This is a genomic window from Verticiella sediminum (assembly GCF_007558815.1).
Classification (GTDB): Bacteria; Pseudomonadota; Gammaproteobacteria; order Burkholderiales; family Burkholderiaceae_B; genus Verticiella; species Verticiella sediminum.
The window spans coordinates 52,960-69,373 of the sequence record NZ_VLTJ01000041.1 but is presented as its reverse complement, the minus strand read 5'-3'; the positions used below and the strand labels follow the sequence as shown (position 1 = coordinate 69,373).

General features: G+C 67.9%; 15 protein-coding genes and 1 pseudogene. 8 read left to right on the top strand and 8 right to left on the bottom strand.

Translation table 11 applies throughout. The features are described from left to right. Positions 1–79: 79 nt before the first annotated feature. The 3 genes and pseudogenes from FOZ76_RS23940 to FOZ76_RS23930 all read right to left on the bottom strand — a co-directional run bounded on the left by FOZ76_RS23940 (position 80) and on the right by FOZ76_RS23930 (position 2,358). On the bottom strand, positions 80–1,033 hold the full coding sequence (locus FOZ76_RS23940) for a tripartite tricarboxylate transporter substrate-binding protein (protein WP_143950813.1): 954 nt from the start codon (positions 1,031–1,033) through the stop codon (positions 80–82). An 85-nt stretch (positions 1,034–1,118) separates the two neighbouring features. Then, positions 1,119–1,643 (bottom strand): annotated as a pseudogene (locus FOZ76_RS23935) (IclR family transcriptional regulator domain-containing protein); the annotation flags it as partial. A 205-nt stretch (positions 1,644–1,848) separates the two neighbouring features. Beyond that, positions 1,849–2,358, bottom strand: a complete 510-nt coding sequence (locus FOZ76_RS23930) for an acyl-CoA thioesterase (RefSeq protein ID WP_143950811.1) — start codon at positions 2,356–2,358, stop codon at positions 1,849–1,851. Positions 2,359–2,623: 265 nt separating this feature from the next. On the opposite strand from FOZ76_RS23930, the gene FOZ76_RS23925 reads away from it, so the two are divergent. The 4 genes from FOZ76_RS23925 (at position 2,624) to FOZ76_RS23910 (ending at position 8,482) form a co-directional block, all read left to right on the top strand. Further along, on the top strand, positions 2,624–3,094 hold the full coding sequence (locus FOZ76_RS23925) for a sigma-70 family RNA polymerase sigma factor (protein WP_143950810.1): 471 nt from the start codon (positions 2,624–2,626) through the stop codon (positions 3,092–3,094). Between the two features lie 31 nt (positions 3,095–3,125). Beyond that, positions 3,126–4,148, top strand: coding sequence for a FecR family protein (locus FOZ76_RS23920; RefSeq protein ID WP_246129741.1), 1,023 nt, complete (start codon positions 3,126–3,128; stop codon positions 4,146–4,148). Between the two features lie 146 nt (positions 4,149–4,294). Further along, complete coding sequence (locus FOZ76_RS23915) at positions 4,295–6,760, top strand: TonB-dependent receptor (protein WP_170235608.1); 2,466 nt, start codon at positions 4,295–4,297, stop codon at positions 6,758–6,760. Between the two features lie 84 nt (positions 6,761–6,844). Then, positions 6,845–8,482 (top strand): PepSY-associated TM helix domain-containing protein, encoded by a 1,638-nt coding sequence (locus tag FOZ76_RS23910; protein ID WP_211366460.1) that lies wholly within the window; start codon positions 6,845–6,847, stop codon positions 8,480–8,482. Here FOZ76_RS23910 and FOZ76_RS23905 read toward each other — a convergent pair. The 3 genes from FOZ76_RS23905 to FOZ76_RS23895 are packed head-to-tail and all read right to left on the bottom strand — an operon-like array spanning position 8,448 to position 10,366. Then, entirely contained in the window at positions 8,448–9,476 is a 1,029-nt protein-coding gene (locus tag FOZ76_RS23905; RefSeq protein WP_246129740.1) for an AI-2E family transporter, read from the bottom strand. The two genes, FOZ76_RS23910 and FOZ76_RS23905, sit on opposite strands and share 35 nt — an antisense overlap. A 10-nt stretch (positions 9,477–9,486) precedes the next feature. Further along, complete coding sequence (locus tag FOZ76_RS23900; protein WP_143950807.1) at positions 9,487–10,158, bottom strand: epoxyqueuosine reductase QueH; 672 nt, start codon at positions 10,156–10,158, stop codon at positions 9,487–9,489. A gap of 13 nt (positions 10,159–10,171) precedes the next feature. Further along, on the bottom strand, positions 10,172–10,366 hold the full coding sequence (locus FOZ76_RS23895) for a YqaE/Pmp3 family membrane protein (RefSeq protein WP_143950806.1): 195 nt from the start codon (positions 10,364–10,366) through the stop codon (positions 10,172–10,174). Between the two features lie 198 nt (positions 10,367–10,564). On the opposite strand from FOZ76_RS23895, the gene FOZ76_RS23890 reads away from it, so the two are divergent. Together FOZ76_RS23890 and pssA are read left to right on the top strand one after the other, a co-directional pair. Then, on the top strand, positions 10,565–11,251 hold the full coding sequence (locus FOZ76_RS23890; protein WP_143950805.1) for a phosphatidylserine decarboxylase: 687 nt from the start codon (positions 10,565–10,567) through the stop codon (positions 11,249–11,251). Positions 11,252–11,296: 45 nt separating this feature from the next. Further along, entirely contained in the window at positions 11,297–12,073 is a 777-nt protein-coding gene (gene pssA, locus FOZ76_RS23885; RefSeq protein WP_143950804.1) for a CDP-diacylglycerol--serine O-phosphatidyltransferase, read from the top strand. Positions 12,074–12,165: 92 nt separating this feature from the next. On the opposite strand, the gene FOZ76_RS23880 is transcribed toward pssA, so the two are convergent. Then, on the bottom strand, positions 12,166–12,690 hold the full coding sequence (locus tag FOZ76_RS23880; protein ID WP_143950803.1) for an outer membrane protein assembly factor BamE: 525 nt from the start codon (positions 12,688–12,690) through the stop codon (positions 12,166–12,168). Between the two features lie 398 nt (positions 12,691–13,088). On the opposite strand from FOZ76_RS23880, the gene rpsO reads away from it, so the two are divergent. Together rpsO and pnp are read left to right on the top strand one after the other, a co-directional pair. After that, a complete protein-coding gene (rpsO, locus tag FOZ76_RS23875) occupies positions 13,089–13,358 on the top strand; it encodes a 30S ribosomal protein S15 (protein WP_143950802.1) in 270 nt (89 codons plus the stop codon). Positions 13,359–13,444: 86 nt separating this feature from the next. Then, a complete protein-coding gene (gene pnp / locus FOZ76_RS23870; RefSeq protein ID WP_143950801.1) occupies positions 13,445–15,589 on the top strand; it encodes a polyribonucleotide nucleotidyltransferase in 2,145 nt (714 codons plus the stop codon). A gap of 416 nt (positions 15,590–16,005) precedes the next feature. Here pnp and FOZ76_RS23865 read toward each other — a convergent pair whose 3' ends face one another. Continuing rightward, positions 16,006–16,374, bottom strand: a complete 369-nt coding sequence (locus FOZ76_RS23865) for a thioredoxin family protein (protein ID WP_143950871.1) — start codon at positions 16,372–16,374, stop codon at positions 16,006–16,008. Positions 16,375–16,414: the final 40 nt, after the last annotated feature.

Sequence of the window (16,414 nt, the reverse complement as noted above, 5' to 3'; positions counted from 1 at the left end):
CGTCGGCAGGGTGACCGCGGCCATGACGTCGATCAGCTCCATCGCCAGCTCCACGAGAGGCTCGGCTGCAGGCTCGCGGTCAGTCCGTCGCCTTGAAGCCGGACGCCTGGATGACGGGCGCCCACTGCTCGTTGAAGGCCTGCACGATCTCGCCGGTGCGCGCCGGGCCGGCTTCCACCGGCTCGAGCCGTTGAGCGCGCGCGGTTTCGGCGAAGGCGGGCGAGGCCACGATCTCGGCGATCTCCCTGCCCAGGCGCTCGACCTTCTCCTTGGGCATGGCCGCCGACGCAAAGAAGGCGTTCCAGCCTTCGCCGTCCAGGTCGATGCCGCTTTCCTTGAAGGTCGGCACGTCGGGCTGCGCGGTGTCGCGCTGCGTGCCGGATACCGCGACGATGCGGACCTTGCCGGCCGCGTGCTGCGGTTCCAGCGTGTCGTAGGTGTCGATCGCGTAGCCGATGTGCCCGCCGAGCAGTTCGGTCAGCAAGGGCGCCGAGCCACGGTAGCCGATGATCTCGGGTTGGGCCTGCAGCGCTTCGCCCAGCATCAAACCGAAGAAGTGGGGCAGGCTGCCGGTGGCCGGCACGCCGATATTGAAGGCGGGGTCCTTGGCGGCGACGTCGGCCAGATCCTTGGCGTTCTTGATCGGCGAGCCGGCCGGTACCGCCAGCGCGAAGCGGTAGGACGCCGTCATGGCCACCGGCTGGAAATCCTTGGCCGCGTCGTAGCCGAGATTGCTGTACACCAGGGGCGCGACGACCATCACCGCCGGGTTGGCCAGCATGAGCTGGTTGTCGTCGGCGCCCGCGCGCGCCAGTTGCTGGGCCGCGATGCGGCCGCCCGCGCCGGCGCGATTCTCGACGATGACGGGCGTGCCCAGGCGCTTGGCCAGGCCGTCGCCCACCAGCCGGGCGACGCGGTCGCTGGTGCCGCCGGGGGCATAGCCGACGATGAGGGTGAGCGGGGGCTCGGCGGCCAGCGCGGGCGCGCAGGCCAGGGTTAGGCAGGCGCACAGCGCGCGCAACGTATGACGCATGGGTCGTGTCTCCTTGAAGACCGGGGAGTATGCCGGCCATGGCAGGCGGTGGGCAAGCGCCTGTTCGTATTGCGACGCGACGGGCTCAGCACGCTTCGTCGCCCAGGGCGGCCGCAATGGCCGCCGACTTGGCCTGCAGCATCGGCACGAGGTCCAGATCCGCCTCGAACTGGCCGGGGCTGGCATCGCCCAGCATGAGAAGGCTGCCGGCGACGCGCATGCCCGGCTTGATCACGGGCACCGCGAGGCTGTACATGCCGTCCTGCATGCGACCCACCGTCCGTGCGTAACCCTGCTTGCGGATCGAGCCCAGGCTGCGCAGCAAGGCCTTCCAGTCCGAACCCAGTCCGGCCTCGTCGATTTCGCTCGCGTGCGCCAGGTACAGCGACTTGATCGTGTGCGTCGGCAAATGCGCCAGGATGGCTTGCGAGCCTGCGCCCCGGAACAGCGGGAACACCGTGCCGCGCCCGCGCAGGATCGGCCGCGCCACCTCCTGGATGCGGATCTGGTCGGCGCCGACCTTGTAGATGCACAGCACATGGTCCTTGTAGGGCGAGCACAGCAGGAAGGCGCGGTTCTCGCAGTACGGCGCCAGGGATTCCATCACCGGCCACGCCTGCCGGCACCGGTGCTGGCGGGCTACGCGGCGCTGGAGGACCTGACCGGCGCATGGGCGCGCACGAAGCCTACAACCAGGCCGAGGGCGGTGTCGTGTTCGTACCCTTTGGCGCTGCCGAGCAGGTGCTGGCCAGAGCCCGGCACATCGATGCCGAGGATGCGCGTCAGCGCCAGGACATCCCGGCCGGCGGCGGGCTTCAGCCGGCGCCGCTGTCGGGGGCGCCGCTCAACGCGCGCTTGATCTCGGCGTGCCGGCGTTCCATTTCCTCCCGCAGCTCGCGGCGCAGCTTGGCCGCCTCGAAGCGCTGGCGTTCCTCGTGGTTGCGCGGCGCGAGCGGCGGCACGGTTACCGGCTTGCCGTCGTCGCCGACCGCGACCATGGTGAAGTAGCAGCTATTGGTGTGGCGCTCGACCTTGTTGCGGATGTCCTCCGTCACTACCTTGATGCCGATTTCCATCGAGGTGCGGCCGGTGTAGTTGACGGCGGCGTAGAAGGTCACCAGCTCGCCGACGTGGATGGGCTGGCGAAAGACGACCTGGTCCACCGAGAGCGTGACCACGTAGCTGCCGGCGTACCGCGAGGCACAGGCGTAGGCGACCTGGTCGAGGTACTTCAGGATGGTGCCACCGTGCACGTTGCCCGCGAAGTTCGCCATGTCGGGCGTCATGAGGATGGTCATCGACATCTGGTGGCTGTGCTCGTTCATGGCCTGCTCGCGGCGAATGCGGATGAGTCATTGTAGGCGGGAAGGCCGGGCGTCGCGGCAGTCGTCCGGCGTGCATGGTAGACCGGCCCGTTACGGGTTTCGGCGCAGCCTGATTTCTTCGCAAAAGTAATTCCTATATTGATAAGCATTCTCATTATTGACACTATAATGCACGGGCTTTCCGTTTCCAGATCCGAGTCCCGACCCGCTGCGGCGATGCTTGCTGCCCGGCCGGGCAGCCATCTCGCGTTGTCCGAGGCAAGTTTTGGTCGCTCACCATTACCCCGAACTCCTCAGTTTCTTTTCCAGGTCGCTGGGTGACCGCGATGCGGCGGCCGACGTGGTACAGGAGGCGTATGCCCGCGTCCTGAAGATGTATGCGGACGGTACGGTAGCGTTCGATCCCCGCGCGCTGCTCTTTCGCACCGGCAAGAACCTCACCGTGAGCGACGTGCGCCGGCGCGCCGCCGAGGAACGCATGCTGCAAACGCTGCGGCTGGTCAGCAGCGATAGCGCACCATCCGTCGAGCAGCAGGTGGATGCCCGCCAACAGTTGGAACGCTTGCTGGCGCGGATGTCCGCGATGCCGCGCAGGCGCCGCGAGGCGTTCATCCTGGTCCGCATCTACGGCTACAGCTATGCAGAGGCGGGCGAGTTCATGGGTGTTTCGTCGTTCGCCGTCGACCGGCACGTCGTGCGCGGCGTGCTGGACTGCGTGCGCCGGCGCGCCGTCTGATGCATCGCGCGTCCGTTCGTTCCAGCCTATCGTGCCCTCACGCGCTTCGACTTCCCACTCGGCACCCACACCCCGGCCGCCGCCGCGCCGGCTGATCGAGCACGCGCTGTCGCTCATCGGTCGCGCGCAGCACGGCGAACCATGCGAAGCCGAAGCCGCCCGCAGTGAGCTGGCCGAATGGCGCCAGGCCAATCCCGAGCACGAATCGGCCTTCGAGACCGCCAGCCGATACTGGAGCGCGACGGACGCGAGCGCGTTGAAAGGCAGCGTGCCGCTGCCGCTCGGGCGCCCGGCGCGCGCCAGACGCCGGGCGCTCACTGCTTTGGGTGTGGCCGGCCTGGCCGCTGCGATGGGTGCGGGCATGCGCTGGGCCTGGCTGTTGCCGATCGCCGAGTACGCGCTGGCCACCGGTCGCGGGCAATTACTGGGGCATGACCTGCTCGACGGTTCGCGCATCGATCTGGCCGCCAACACGACGGGGCAAGTCGCCTACTACCGTCATCGCCGCGAGGTGCGGCTGCTCGCCGGCGAGATGCGCTTCGACGTGCGGCCCGACGCCGGGCGCCCCTTCGTCGTCGTTACCGATTGGGGGCATGTAAGGGTGTTGGGCACCGTCTTCAGCGTGGCCGTGCGCGATCAGCGCATGCGAGTCGAGGTCGCCCACGGTCGTGTCGCGGTGCGGGCGGTGCGTTGGAACGATGCCCGGTTCGATGCGCCGACCGGGTCGGACATGGTGCTCGAAGCCAGCGAGGCGGTGGAAGTCGACGGCGCTGGCTTCGGCAGGCTCACCCATGTCCGGGCGCAAAGCGTAGGCGCGTGGCGCGACGGCTGGCTGGTCTTCAACGGCACGCCGCTACCGCAAGCCATCGCCCGCTGGAACGACTATCTTCCCCGGCCGCTGCGGCTGGCCGACAGCGCCGCGCTGCGCGATATGCGTCTGACCGGTTCGTTCCCCGCGCGGGATCCCAGCGCCTTCCTGCAAAACCTGCCGGACATACTGCCCGTACGCGTGGTCAGGGAAAGCGGGGCGATCGTGCTGTATCCCCGTCCCTGACGGACCCCGGAGCGGATTCCGCAGGCTGCGCGATGCAGGGTGGGCCCACGACAGTCGTTCGCGTTTCTTTCTGTTGCATTTCATTTGTCGGTGATTCGCCGTCGAGAACGTCTTCACGGAAAACCCTTTCCTTCAGGACGATCTCCATGCACCGACCGCGTATCGACCGCAGTTCAATCCCATCGCCTCGCCACCTTCGCGAACAGGCGCGTCGGCGCGCGCCGGGATGGTCGGCCGGTGCCGTGGTGATCGCATGCGCGGCCGCGCTGGCTCTGATCGGCACGCCCGACGGCGCGGTAGCGCAGACTCCGGCGGCCGTGACCGGGCGGCAACTGCAGCTCTCGCTGCCGGCTCAGCCGTTGGCCGCGACCATTGATGCGCTGGCACGCCAGGCCGGCGTCGGTATCGGGCTCGATGCCGATCTTGCCGCCGGCAAGACCGCGCCCGCCCTGCAAGGGTCCATGACCTTGGGCCAGGCGCTGGAGCGCGCCCTGGCGGGCTCGGGCCTGACGGCAGCGGCCAGCGGCTCTGGCGTCTCGATCCGCCGCGGCAACGCACCCGTCGCGACGCTGGAAGCCGTGACGGTGACGGCCGGCGCCGAGCTGTTGCAGGCGGAACTGCCGGCGCCCTATGCGGGCGGGCAGGTGGCCCGCGGCGCACGGGTGGGGTTGCTGGGCAATCTGGACTTCATGGACACGCCGTTCAGCCAGACCAGCTATACCGCCGAACTCATGGAGAACCAGCAGGCGCAGATGATCGCCGACGTCCTGGTCGGCGATCCTTCGGTGCGCGATTCCGGGCGCAAGTTCGGGCAGGCGTCCAATGCGTTCTTCATCCGGGGCCTGCCGTTCGCCACTTTCGATGCCTCGTTCAACGGTCTGCGTGGCGTCTTCCCCGGCTATCGGCAACCCGTGGAGGCCCTGGAGCGGGTCGAAGTGCTCAAGGGGCCGAACGCGCTGCTCACCGGGATGGGCACGAGCATCGCCGGCGACGTCAATCTCGTGCCCAAGCGGGCGACGAACGAACCTCTGACGCGCCTGAGCGCCGGCTATATGTCGGACGGCGAGTACACCGCACACCTGGACGCCGGGCGCCGCTTCGGCCAGGACCAGGCCTGGGGCGTGCGCGTCAACGGAGTCTACCGGGACGGCGACACGCCGGTCGACCAGCAGAGCGGGCGCCTGGGGATGGGCTCCGCGGCGCTGGATTATCGCGGCGACCGGCTCAGGGTGTCGCTGGATCTTCTCCACCAGAACGCGAAGCTCAAGAACGTGTCCCCCTATTCGTTCGTCTTCGCCACGCCCGACATCCCGCGCCCGCCCGAATCGGACAGCGCCACGCTGCTGGGCGGCAAGGCCGACCACAAGGAGTCCACCGCGGCTCTGCGCGCCGAGTACGATTTCAGCGAGTCGGTGTCGGGCTATGTGGCCGCCGGCTATCTGAAGTCGCGCTCGGACGTGGCGGCCCTGAGCATCACCGACGTGATGCCGGACGGCAGTTACGTGGGCGCAATCACCACGGACGCCTACGGCGTGAACAACACCAATGTCCAGATGGGCGTCCATGCCGACTTCGCCACGGGCCCTGTGCAGCATAGGCTGGCGTTCACCGCGGACCGCTACCATCAGCGCGCTCTCGCGCGCGAGAGCGGGCGCAACAGCGGCGTCGGCCCCTCGATTCCGGGCAGCATCTACGAACCCCTGCCGGGCGTGTGGCCGGACGTGCCGACCTGGGGCGACTGGGTCAGGAGCGGCAGCACCGACAGAAAAAGTGTGGGCATTGCCGATACCCTGTCGTTCAGCGACGACCGGCTGCGCCTGATCCTGGGCGTGCGCAAGCAGTACGTCGAACAGGAGGGCCAGGCGCGGGGCGGGATGGTCCACTACAAGGACGATGCCCTGACGCCCATGGTCGGCGTGGTGGTACGGCCATGGCACGACGTTTCCCTGTACGCGAACTACGTCGAAGGGCTGCTGCAGGGTTCCACCGTCCGTGACGCGACGTCGCCCGACGACGGCATGATGTTCCCGCCGTTCAAGACCCGGCAGTACGAGCTCGGTGTGAAAAAGGATTTCGGCGATTTCGCGACTACGGTCAGCCTGTTCCAGATCGCCCAGCCGACCCAGGTCATCGATCCGGTCACGCGGCGCTATAGCCAGGACGGTGAGCAGCGCAACCGCGGCGTCGAATGGAGCGTGTTCGGCAAGGTGACCCCGCACGTCAGCGTGCTCGGCGGCCTGAGCTACGTCCGTGCGGAACTGACCCGCACTGCGGGCGGCGTCAACGAGGGCAATCAGGCCGCGGGCGTGCCCAAGCTGCAGGCCAATCTGGGCCTGGAGTGGAACCTGCCTGCTCTGCCCGAACTGACGCTCAGTGCCAGGGCCATCCGGACCGGCGCGGCCTATCTCGACGCTGCCAACACGCAGCGGGCGGGCGGTTGGACGCGCTACGACGTGGGCGCGCGCTATGCCACGCGGATCGCCGGCAAGGACGTGACGCTGCGCGCCAACGTGGAGAACGTGTTCGACAAGGACTACTGGATCGCCGTGAACGGCGGCGCGGCGCTGAGTGCGCCGCGCACCTTCCTGCTGTCGGCTTCCTTCGACTTCTAGTTTCCGTCGTCGTTGCGGCCAGGGCCGGCGCAGGGTTCGACGCCCGTGCGCCGGCAGCCTGGCCGCCAACGGCAGCGCTGCCCCATGAACCCAGACCACCCCGCCCGCAAACTTCCTCCGAAAAAGGCGCCCGGCCTGCGCCAGACCATGTCCGACCTGCACATCTGGACAGGTCTGCTGCTCGGCTGGATCCTGTACGCCATGTTCCTCACCGGCACGGTGGCCTACTTCCGCGACGAGATGTCACAGTGGATGCGTCCCGAGCTGGCGGCGCAGGCGCAGGTGCCCGATGCGGCCGAGGTGGTCCAGCGCCTGGCCGACACCATGTCCGTGCTCGCGCCGGACAGCCCGCAATGGAGCTTCACTCCGCCGGGCGCGCGCAACAACGTCGCCTCGGCGTCCTGGGCGAACCCGCGAATTCCCGGCCGGCGCGGCTTCGCGAGCGCCGTCTTCGACCCGGCCACCGGCCAGAAGGTAGAAGCGCGCGACACCGCCGGGGGCGACTTCTTCTATCGCTTCCATTTTCAGTTCCACTACATGCCCGTGCCGTGGGGCCGCTGGCTGGCGGGCCTGTGCGCGATGTTCATGCTGGTGGCCATCGTGAGCGGCGTCATCACGCACAAGAAGATCTTCGTCGACTTCTTCACCTTCCGTTGGGGCAAGGGCCAGCGATCCTGGCTGGACGCGCACAACGCACTATCGGTGTTCGGGTTGCCGTTTCACCTGATGATCACCTACAGCGGGCTGGTCACGCTGATGCTGCTCTACATGCCCTGGGGCAGCGATGCGGCTTTCAGGACGCCCGCCGAGCGGCAGACGTTGACCGCGCAGATGAACGCCAACGTGCCCGCTGGCAAGTCCAGCGGCGAGAAGGCTGCGCTGGCGCCCATCGCCGACATGATGCGCCAGGCGCAGGCGCGCTGGGGTCGGGACAACATCGGCCGGGTGACGGTCACCCATCCTGGCGATGCCGCGGCGCGCGTGGTGGTGGTCCGCGGCGACTTCGAGCGTGTCTCCACCAGCCCGCAGTACCTATTGTTCGACGGCGTGAAGGGCAGTCTGCTGCAGGCCAGGGATCGCGTCGGCGCGGCGGCCGAAACGCGCGGCGTGGTGTATGCCCTGCACCTGGGCCGCTTTGCCGACCCCTGGGTGCGCTGGCTGTACTTTCTCGTCAGCCTGGCTGGTACCGCGATGGTGGGCACCGGGCTGGTGCTGTGGACGGTCAAGCGGCGCGCCAGGCTGCCCGATCCCGAGCGGCCCCATTTCGGCTTTCGGCTGGTGGAGCGCTTGAACATCGCCGGCATCGCGGGTCTGTCGATCGCCATGGTGGTGTTTCTCTGGGGCAACCGGCTGCTGCCCGCCGGCTTGCCGCAGCGTGGCGAGTGGGAGATCCACCTGTTCTTCGCCGCCTGGGCGGTGGCCTTGGCGCATGCTCTGCTGCGCCCGGCCAAACAGGCCTGGCTGGAGCAGCTCTGGCTGGCCGCGGCGCTGCTCGTGCTGCTGCCGGTGCTCAACGCACTGAGCACCGAACGGGGCCTGTTCGCCAGCCTTGCCGCGGGCGACTGGGTGTTCGCCGGCTTCGATCTGACGCTGCTGGCGCTGGGCGGCCTGCACGCCGCGCTGGCGGTACGCGCTGCACGGCACCGGCCCAGGGGCAGGGCGGCCCGGCGTGGGGCCGAGCCGGACGCTACACCAGCCCGACCTCGTTCAACTCGCGCTTGATATAGGCGTAGTAGACCGGGGCCGCGACCAGCCCGGCGATGCCGAAGGCGGCTTCCATCACCAGCATGGCGGCGAGCAGCTCCCAGGCGCGGGCGTGGATGCGCGAGCCTACGATGCGGGCGTTGAGGAAATACTCGAGCTTGTGGATGAGCACCAGGAAGACGAGCGCGGCAATCGCCACGTAGAGCGAGAGCGAGAGGCTGACCAGCACGATGACCGCGTTCGAGATGAGGTTGCCGACCACGGGCAGCAGCCCGGCGACGAAAGTGATCGTCACGAGCGTCTTGACCAGCGGCAGGTGCACGCCGAAGGCAGGCAGCACCAGCATGAGGAAGATCGCCGTGAAGGCGGTGTTCAGCGCCGAGATGCGCACCTGGGCGAACACCACCTGCCGGAACGACTGGCCGAGCAGGGCGGCGCGCCGCGCGAGCGTGCGCGCCAGCGGGCGCAGCCGTTCGGGCTGCCATTGCTCCTCGAACGCCACCAGCCCGCCCAGCACCGCGCCCACGATGATGTGCACGACGGCGCTCGCGGCTGTCTTGCCGGCAAGCTGCAGCTCGCCCACGTGCTGGTGCAGCCACTCGAGCATGCCGGTCTGGATCTGCGCGAAGTCGCGCGGCAGGTACTCCTGCAGAAAGGGCGGCAGTTGCGTGTGCGCCTGCTCCAGCACGGATTGCACGCGCGCCTCGATCAGCGGCAGATGCTGGCCGGCCTTGGCCAGCCAGGCGACCGCGGCCAGCACCAGCGGTGCGGTGACCGCGACCACCAGGGCTGCGAGAACCGCCACGGCCAGCGCGTGGCCGCGCCCGGTGAAACGCCCGGCGAAGCGCGCCGCGAGCAACTGGATCAACTGGTGCACGAGCAGTGCCGAGAACAGCGCGATCAGCAGGTGTAGCTGCAGCGAGAGAAAGAGGGCGAGCAGCGCCAGCGCCCAGCCCACCAGCAGCAGTGGGGGCAGGCGCGAGAACCCCGGCGTCAGATCGTCCGAACCCACGGCGGCGGACTCAGAGGCTGCCGTTGTCGTCGCTGTCGTGGCTGTAGTACTTCACGCCGATCTGGATCGCCGCGCGCCCGCTCTGGCGGCGATGACGATTGGTGTCGCGCAGCGAGTACACGCAGCCGCAGTATTCCTGCTGGTAGAAGCCCTCGTCCTTGCTGATCTCGATCATGCGTGCCGAGCCGCCCTTCTTGCGCCAGTTGTAGGTCCAGTAGCTCATGCCCGGATAACGCGCGGCCGCGCGCAGCCCGCAGTCGTTGATCTGGTTCATGTTCTTCCAGCGCGAGATGCCGAGCGAGCTGGTGATGACCGGAAAGCCGTGCTCATGGGCGTAGAGCGCGGTGCGCTCGAAGCGCATGTCGAAGCACACGGTGCAGCGTTCGCCGCGCTCGGGCTCGTTCTCCAGGCCCTTGACGCGCTCGAACCAGGGTTCGGTCTCGTAGTCGGCGTCGACGAAGGGAATGTCGTGCTTCTCGGCGAAGCGGATGTTCTCGTCCTTGCGGATGAGGTATTCGCGCTCGGGGTGGATGTTGGGGTTGTAGAAGAAGATCGTGAACTCGATGCCCGAGGCGAGCAGCGCCTCCATCGGCTCGCCCGAACAGGGGGCGCAGCACGAGTGCAGGAGCAGCTTGTCGCCGCCGTCGGGCAGGGCGAGCGTTTCGCGCTGGGTGAGTGCCATGGCGATTCCGGAATCAGGAACGGCCGCCCAGGGCGCGATCGATCTTCTGGTCGGTCTTGTACTGGCTCAGGGCGTAGACGGACCAGATCGCCGCCGGAATCCAGCCGATCAGGGTGATCTGCAGGATCAGGCAGATGATGCCCGCGAAGGGGCGGCCGATGGTGAAGAACTGCAGCCAGGGCAGCAGCAGGGCAAGCAATAGGCGCATGGTGTATCGGGGGCCCCGGGCCTTGGCGGCGCGGGGCGTAAGTAAGCAAGAGTGGAGGTCTGCCGGCTAGGGATTTGCCCGGGGTCGCGCCCCTGGCAAGGGCACCCTGGCGCGGGCGGATCGCACGATCGGGCGCAGAAAGCAGCCTGCGCGCTCGTCTCAATCGTACAATGATAGCGTTTAATTCCGCACCCGCCCATGCAAAAGCCCAACTACCCGCACCCGATCCTCGCCCGCGAAGGCTGGCCTCATATCGCCATAGTTCTCGTCGTGGCGCTCGTTGCGACGATCCTTTTCGGGGCGTGGTCGCTGATCTTCTGGCTGGCCGCGGTCTTCGTGATCCAGTTCTTCCGCGATCCGCCGCGCCACGTGCCGCAGCCGCCCGACGCGGTGCTCGCGCCGGCCGACGGGCGGATCGTGTCGGTCGAGACCACCCACGACCCCTACGCAAAGCGCGAAGCGGTGAAGATCAGCGTGTTCATGAACGTCTTCAACGTGCACTCCAACCGGATCCCGGTCGACGGGCGCATCACGCACCTGGAGTACTTCCCCGGCAAGTTCGTCAATGCCGACCTGGACAAGGCTTCCCTGGAGAACGAGCGCAACGCGCTGGTCATCGACACCGCCTCGGGCGAGCGGGTCACCTGCGTGCAGGTCGCCGGGCTGGTCGCGCGGCGCATCCTCTGCTACGTGCAGCCCGGCGACGCGGTCGCGCGCGGCCAGCGCTACGGCTTCATCCGCTTCGGCTCGCGGGTCGATGTGTACCTGCCGCCGGGCAGCGTGCCCCGCGTGGCGATCGGCGACAAGGTGAGCGCCACCTCCACCATCCTGGCCGACCTGCCGCGCGCCTACGCCGGTGCGGCAGCCGCGACGGCGCAGGCATGATGCCTGCTCGCTTCCATGCTCCATCCACGCAAGCCCTGGCCGCGCATGATTGATCAAGACGCCCAAGAGCGCCGCCGCCGCGGCATCTACCTGCTGCCCAACGCCTTCACGACGGCGGCCCTGTTCGCCGGGTTCTACGCCATCGTGCAGGCCATGAACAACCAGTTCGAGGCCGCCGCCATCGCGATCTTCGTCGCGATGGTGCTCGACGGCATGGACGGTCGCGTGGCGCGCCTGACCAACACCCAGTCGGCCTTCGGCGAGCAGTACGACTCGCTGTCCGACATGATCGCCTTCGGGGTGGCGCCGGCGTTGGTGATGTACGTCTGGATCCTCAACACGCTGGGCCGCTGGGGCTGGCTGGCGGCATTCGTCTACGTGGCCTGCGCCGCGTTGCGCCTGGCGCGTTTCAATACCAACATCGGTGTCGTCGACAAGCGTTTCTTCCAGGGCCTGCCCAGCCCGTCGGCCGCCGCGCTGGTGGCGGGCTTCGTCTGGCTGGCCGCCGACAACCGCATGCACATCTCGGACGCCTGGCTGCCCGGCGTGGCCTTCGTCGTCACGGTCTATGCGGGGCTCACCATGGTGTCCAACGCGCCGTTCTACAGCGGCAAGACCTTCACCCTCGGGCGCAGCGTGCCGTTCTGGGTGATCCTGGTCATGGTGCTGGTGTTCGTGTTCGTGTCGACCAACCCGCCCATGGTGTTGTTCGGCCTTTTCGTGATCTACGGGCTCTCCGGCTGGGTCCTGCTCGCCGCGCGCTGGCAGCGTGCGCGCAAGCTGCGTACGCGGCGCGAGCCGCCGGCGCCGCCGACGGCCTGATACTTCCCGGCGGCCAGACCCGGCCCCGGGGCCGAAAACGCAGCGAGGGCGCCCATGGCGCCCTCGCTTTCGTACGGGCTGCGCGCCGGTTCTCAGAGCGCGCCGAACATGCCGCGATCCGGGTCGTAGGCCGGGTCCGGCCCGGGGTAGACGCGCGTGACGTAGCCGGCGTCGTCGAAATGCACGTGCATGAGCGAGTTCCAGACCGTGTCCTGCTTGTAGGCGTAGGACCACACCTCCTGGGGATGTCCGAAGGATCCGACTGCGCCGATCTGCGCCGGCGGGCCGAAGGTGCACCGCACGCGGTCGCGGTTCCACTCGCCCGTACGCAACTGCGCGAAACCCGCGTCCGTCAGCACCTGCTGTACGCCGGTGGTGCGGCCGTCCGGCCCGGCATCGGCGGCCCAGGAAGCCTGGCGAAACGGCTGCCCGGACCACACCAGGCGCTGGCCGCCGTCGGGCAGCGGGCAGCTCAGGCTGGGCTTGCCCATGGCGGCCACCACCGCGTCCGTGGCGGTGCCGGGCGGCAGGCGCTGCTCCAGTGTGGTACAGCCTGCCAGAACAGCCGCGGCCGCAAGCGCGCACGAGGCGAAGGAAAGAGGGCGGTGATGGGTCATGGATACGCTCCTGCAGGGCACACATACAGCGTTGGCCGAATGCGGACCGATTTTAGGGTAGAATGCCGGGTCTGGCTCGTGCGTTCGATATTGGCGCATCTGCCATCAGGATTTTGCTGCTGGTGCCGTTTCGGGTCGACTGCCGTTAGCTCGGCTGCTGTACGAGGCTCGACGGCCGTCTGAGGCTAGACGCAGGCCAGCACAAACCCCCGCATCGGGAAATCGGATCGGGCTTGTCGGTGTATCGCCGGCAGGCCCGTGTGGCCTCTTCCGGCCAGCAAGCTTGATTCCCGCGGCGGGGGGCGCATGTTGCGCTGCTCGTGGATGGCTCTGCCTTCCGTTTTTTTTGCACCTACACGGCTGGGCGCCTCGGCCCTGCCGCACGTCTGGAGAGGAACATGTCCGTAGCCGACATCAAGAAGGCTGAAATCGTTGGGCAATTTCAACGTGCCCAAGGCGACACCGGTTCGCCCGAAGTTCAGGTTGCGCTGCTCACCGCGCGCATCAATGAGCTCACCGAGCACTTCAAGGAACACAAGAAGGATCACCACTCGCGCCGTGGTCTGCTGCGCATGGTGAGCCGCCGTCGCAAGCTGCTCGACTATCTGAAGGGTCGCAACGCCGACGCTTACCGCTCGCTGATCGAAAAGCTCGGCCTGCGCAAGTGATCCGCCGTTCGGCCTTGTCGAACGCAACCGTGGTCGTGGCGATCTGATCGCCACGGCCACGGTTTTTTTATGCAAGGAATATCGCCATGTTCAACAAAGTGACCAAAACGTTCCAGTACGGTGAGCACACCGTCACGCTGGAAACCGGCGAGATCGCACGGCAGGCCTCCGGCGCCGTGCTCGTGACAGTGGAAGATACCGTCGTCCTGGCAACCGTCGTGGGCTCCAAGAAAGCCAAGCCCGGCCAGGATTTCTTCCCCCTCACGGTCGACTACATCGAGAAGACCTACGCCGCCGGCCGCATCCCCGGCGGCTTCTTCAAGCGCGAAGGCAAGCCTTCCGAGAAGGAAACCCTCACTTCCCGCCTGATCGACCGTCCGCTGCGTCCGCTCTTCCCGGAAGGCTTCTACAACGACGTGCATGTGGTCATCCACACGCTGTCGGTGAACCCCGAGATCGATCCCGACATCCCGGCCATGATCGGCGCGTCCGCCGCGCTGGCCATCTCCGGGCTGCCGTTCAACGGCCCGATCGGCGCGGCCCGCGTGGGCTACGTCGACGGCCAGTACGTGCTCAACCCGACCGCCACCCAGCTCAAGTCGTCCAAGATGGACCTGGTCGTCGCCGGCACCGAAGCCGCCGTGCTGATGGTCGAGTCCGAGGCCGATCAGCTCTCCGAGGAAATCATGCTCGGCGGCGTGGTCTACGGCCACGAGCAGATGCAGAAGGTCATCGACGTCATCCATGAGCTGGTGCGCGAGGGCGGCAAGCCCGAGTGGAACTGGCAGCCGGCTGCCCGCAACGAGACGCTGATCGCCGCCGTGCGCGCCGCTGCCGAGCAAGGCATCAAGGGCGCCTACCAACTGCGCGTCAAGCAGGAGCGCACGCTGCGCCTGCGCGAAGTCACCGCCGAGGTGCTGCAGCGCCTGGCCGCGGATGCCGAAGCCCGCGGCGAAGCCGCCCCGGATTCGGTCGCCGTCGAGAACATCCTGTTCGACCTGGAAGCCGAGGTCGTGCGCGGCCAGATCCTGAACGGCGAGCCGCGCATCGACGGCCGCGATACGCGCACCGTGCGTCCGATCGAGATCCGCCTGGGCGTGCTGCCGCGCACCCACGGTTCGGCCCTGTTCACCCGTGGCGAAACCCAGGCCCTGGTCATCGCCACGCTGGGCACCAAGCAGGACGAGCAGATCATCGATGCGCTGATGGGCGAGTATCGCGACCGCTTCCTGTTCCACTACAACATGCCTCCGTTCGCCACCGGCGAGACGGGCCGCATCGGCGTGCCCAAGCGCCGCGAGGTCGGCCACGGCCGCCTGGCCAAGCGCGCCCTGGTGCCGCTGCTGCCGGCGCCGGCGGATTTCCAGTACACCATCCGCGTGGTGTCCGAGATCACCGAATCCAACGGCTCGTCGTCGATGGCCTCGGTGTGCGGCGGCTGCCTGGCCATGATGGACGCCGGCGTGCCCATCAAGGAGCACGTCGCGGGTGTGGCCATGGGCCTCATCAAGGACGGTGGCCGCTTCGCCGTGCTGACCGACATCCTGGGCGACGAGGATCACCTCGGCGACATGGATTTCAAGGTGGCTGGTACGGTCAACGGCATCACGGCCCTGCAGATGGACATCAAGATCCAGGGCATCACCAAGGAAATCATGCAGGTTGCGCTGGCCCAGGCCCGCGAAGGCCGTCTGCACATCCTGGACAAGATGAAAGCCGCGATCGACACCTCGCGCGGTGAGCTGTCCGCGTTCGCGCCGCGCATGCTGACGATGAAGATCAACCCCGAGAAGATCCGCGACGTGATCGGCAAGGGCGGTGCCACCATCCGTGCGCTGACCGAGGAAACCGGCACCATGATCGACATCTCGGACGATGGCACGATCATCATCTCCAGCGCCGACCTGGACAAGGCGCGCGAGGCCGAACGCCGCATCGCCGATCTCACCGCCGACGTCGAAGTCGGCCAGGTGTACGAAGGCAGCGTGCTGCGTCTGCTGGATTTCGGCGCCATCGTCCAGGTGCTGCCGGGCCGCGACGGCCTCTTGCACATCTCCGAGATCGCGAACTATCGCATCGCGAACATCAACGATGTGCTGAAGGTCGGCCAGGTCGTGCGCGTCAAGGTCATCGAAGCCGACGACAAGGGCCGCCTGCGCCTGTCGATCAAGGCCATCGGCGGCCTCGAGGCCCAGACGGGCGCGAGCGCACCGGTCACGCCGGCCGAGTAAGGCGGCGCGCCGGATGGCCGGCCGTCTCGGCCGTCCATCCGGGCAACACCATTGCCGAAGGGCCGCGAGCAGCCCCGCCGGACATCAACGGGCCCCTGTCTATACAAGACAGGGGCCCGTTGCTTTGGGGGCCGGCCGAACCGGGCAGGGGTTGCAGGGGCGGGTGTTCGACAGCCGGGACGCCCGCTTGCTCAAGGCCGCCGCCGCCTTGGTCCACTGTCGGCGCGCCGGGCTGCCTGATTTTTGTGCACCCGCCGCAAACCCGCATGGATACTGGCTTTCCACAGTCTGTACACACTTGCCCAAAGGGTTGTCCACTGCGGATGGGGAAAACTTGCGGGGCGGTGCGTCGCACCGGCACGGCGGGGGCGGTCGTACGGTGCAAGGGCCGTCGGTGTACCGAGCGTGCCGCTCGCTCAGTCTTCGCGCAACGCGGCGAGCAGGTCCGGCCCGCTCGCGTGTGCGCCGGGGTCGGCCGCCACGCTGGCGAGCAGCTTCTCCAGGTGGCCGATGTGCGGCAGCATGGTGCCGTAGAAGCGCACGCCGCTTGCATCCTGCACGAGCAGGGTGGGGAAGTTCTCGATGTCCTCGTCGCCCAGCAGGTCGGGCTCGTCCTCGATGTCCACCCAGACGAAGGTGGCCCGCGGCAGGCGCGTGGCGAGCTCGCCGAACTTGTCCTGGTACTCGCGGCAGGTACCGCACCATTGCGCGCACAGGCAGGCGACGAGCAGCACGTCGGGCTGGCGCAGGCGGGAGGCGAGATCGGGTTGGCCGGGCAGGTACATGGACAGAACGCAAAGGACCGAGCCGGCATTGTAGAGCGTC

Excerpts from the sequence above, each read along its gene's own strand:
- FOZ76_RS23900 (WP_143950807.1), bottom strand. The coding sequence starts at position 10,158 with ATGGCACTCACCCAGCGCGAAACGCTCGCCCTGCCCGACGGCGGCGAC.
- FOZ76_RS23915 (WP_170235608.1), top strand. The coding sequence starts at position 4,295 with ATGCACCGACCGCGTATCGACCGCAGTTCAATCCCATCGCCTCGCCAC.
- pssA (WP_143950804.1), top strand. The coding sequence starts at position 11,297 with ATGATTGATCAAGACGCCCAAGAGCGCCGCCGCCGCGGCATCTACCTG.
- FOZ76_RS23895 (WP_143950806.1), bottom strand. The coding sequence starts at position 10,366 with ATGCGCCTATTGCTTGCCCTGCTGCTGCCCTGGCTGCAGTTCTTCACC.
- FOZ76_RS23930 (WP_143950811.1), bottom strand. The coding sequence starts at position 2,358 with ATGAACGAGCACAGCCACCAGATGTCGATGACCATCCTCATGACGCCC.
- FOZ76_RS23940 (WP_143950813.1), bottom strand. The coding sequence starts at position 1,033 with ATGCGTCATACGTTGCGCGCGCTGTGCGCCTGCCTAACCCTGGCCTGC.
- FOZ76_RS23890 (WP_143950805.1), top strand. The coding sequence starts at position 10,565 with ATGCAAAAGCCCAACTACCCGCACCCGATCCTCGCCCGCGAAGGCTGG.
- pnp (WP_143950801.1), top strand. The coding sequence starts at position 13,445 with ATGTTCAACAAAGTGACCAAAACGTTCCAGTACGGTGAGCACACCGTC.
- FOZ76_RS23910 (WP_211366460.1), top strand. The coding sequence starts at position 6,845 with ATGAACCCAGACCACCCCGCCCGCAAACTTCCTCCGAAAAAGGCGCCC.
- rpsO (WP_143950802.1), top strand. The coding sequence starts at position 13,089 with ATGTCCGTAGCCGACATCAAGAAGGCTGAAATCGTTGGGCAATTTCAA.
- FOZ76_RS23880 (WP_143950803.1), bottom strand. The coding sequence starts at position 12,690 with ATGACCCATCACCGCCCTCTTTCCTTCGCCTCGTGCGCGCTTGCGGCC.
- FOZ76_RS23865 (WP_143950871.1), bottom strand. The coding sequence starts at position 16,374 with ATGTACCTGCCCGGCCAACCCGATCTCGCCTCCCGCCTGCGCCAGCCC.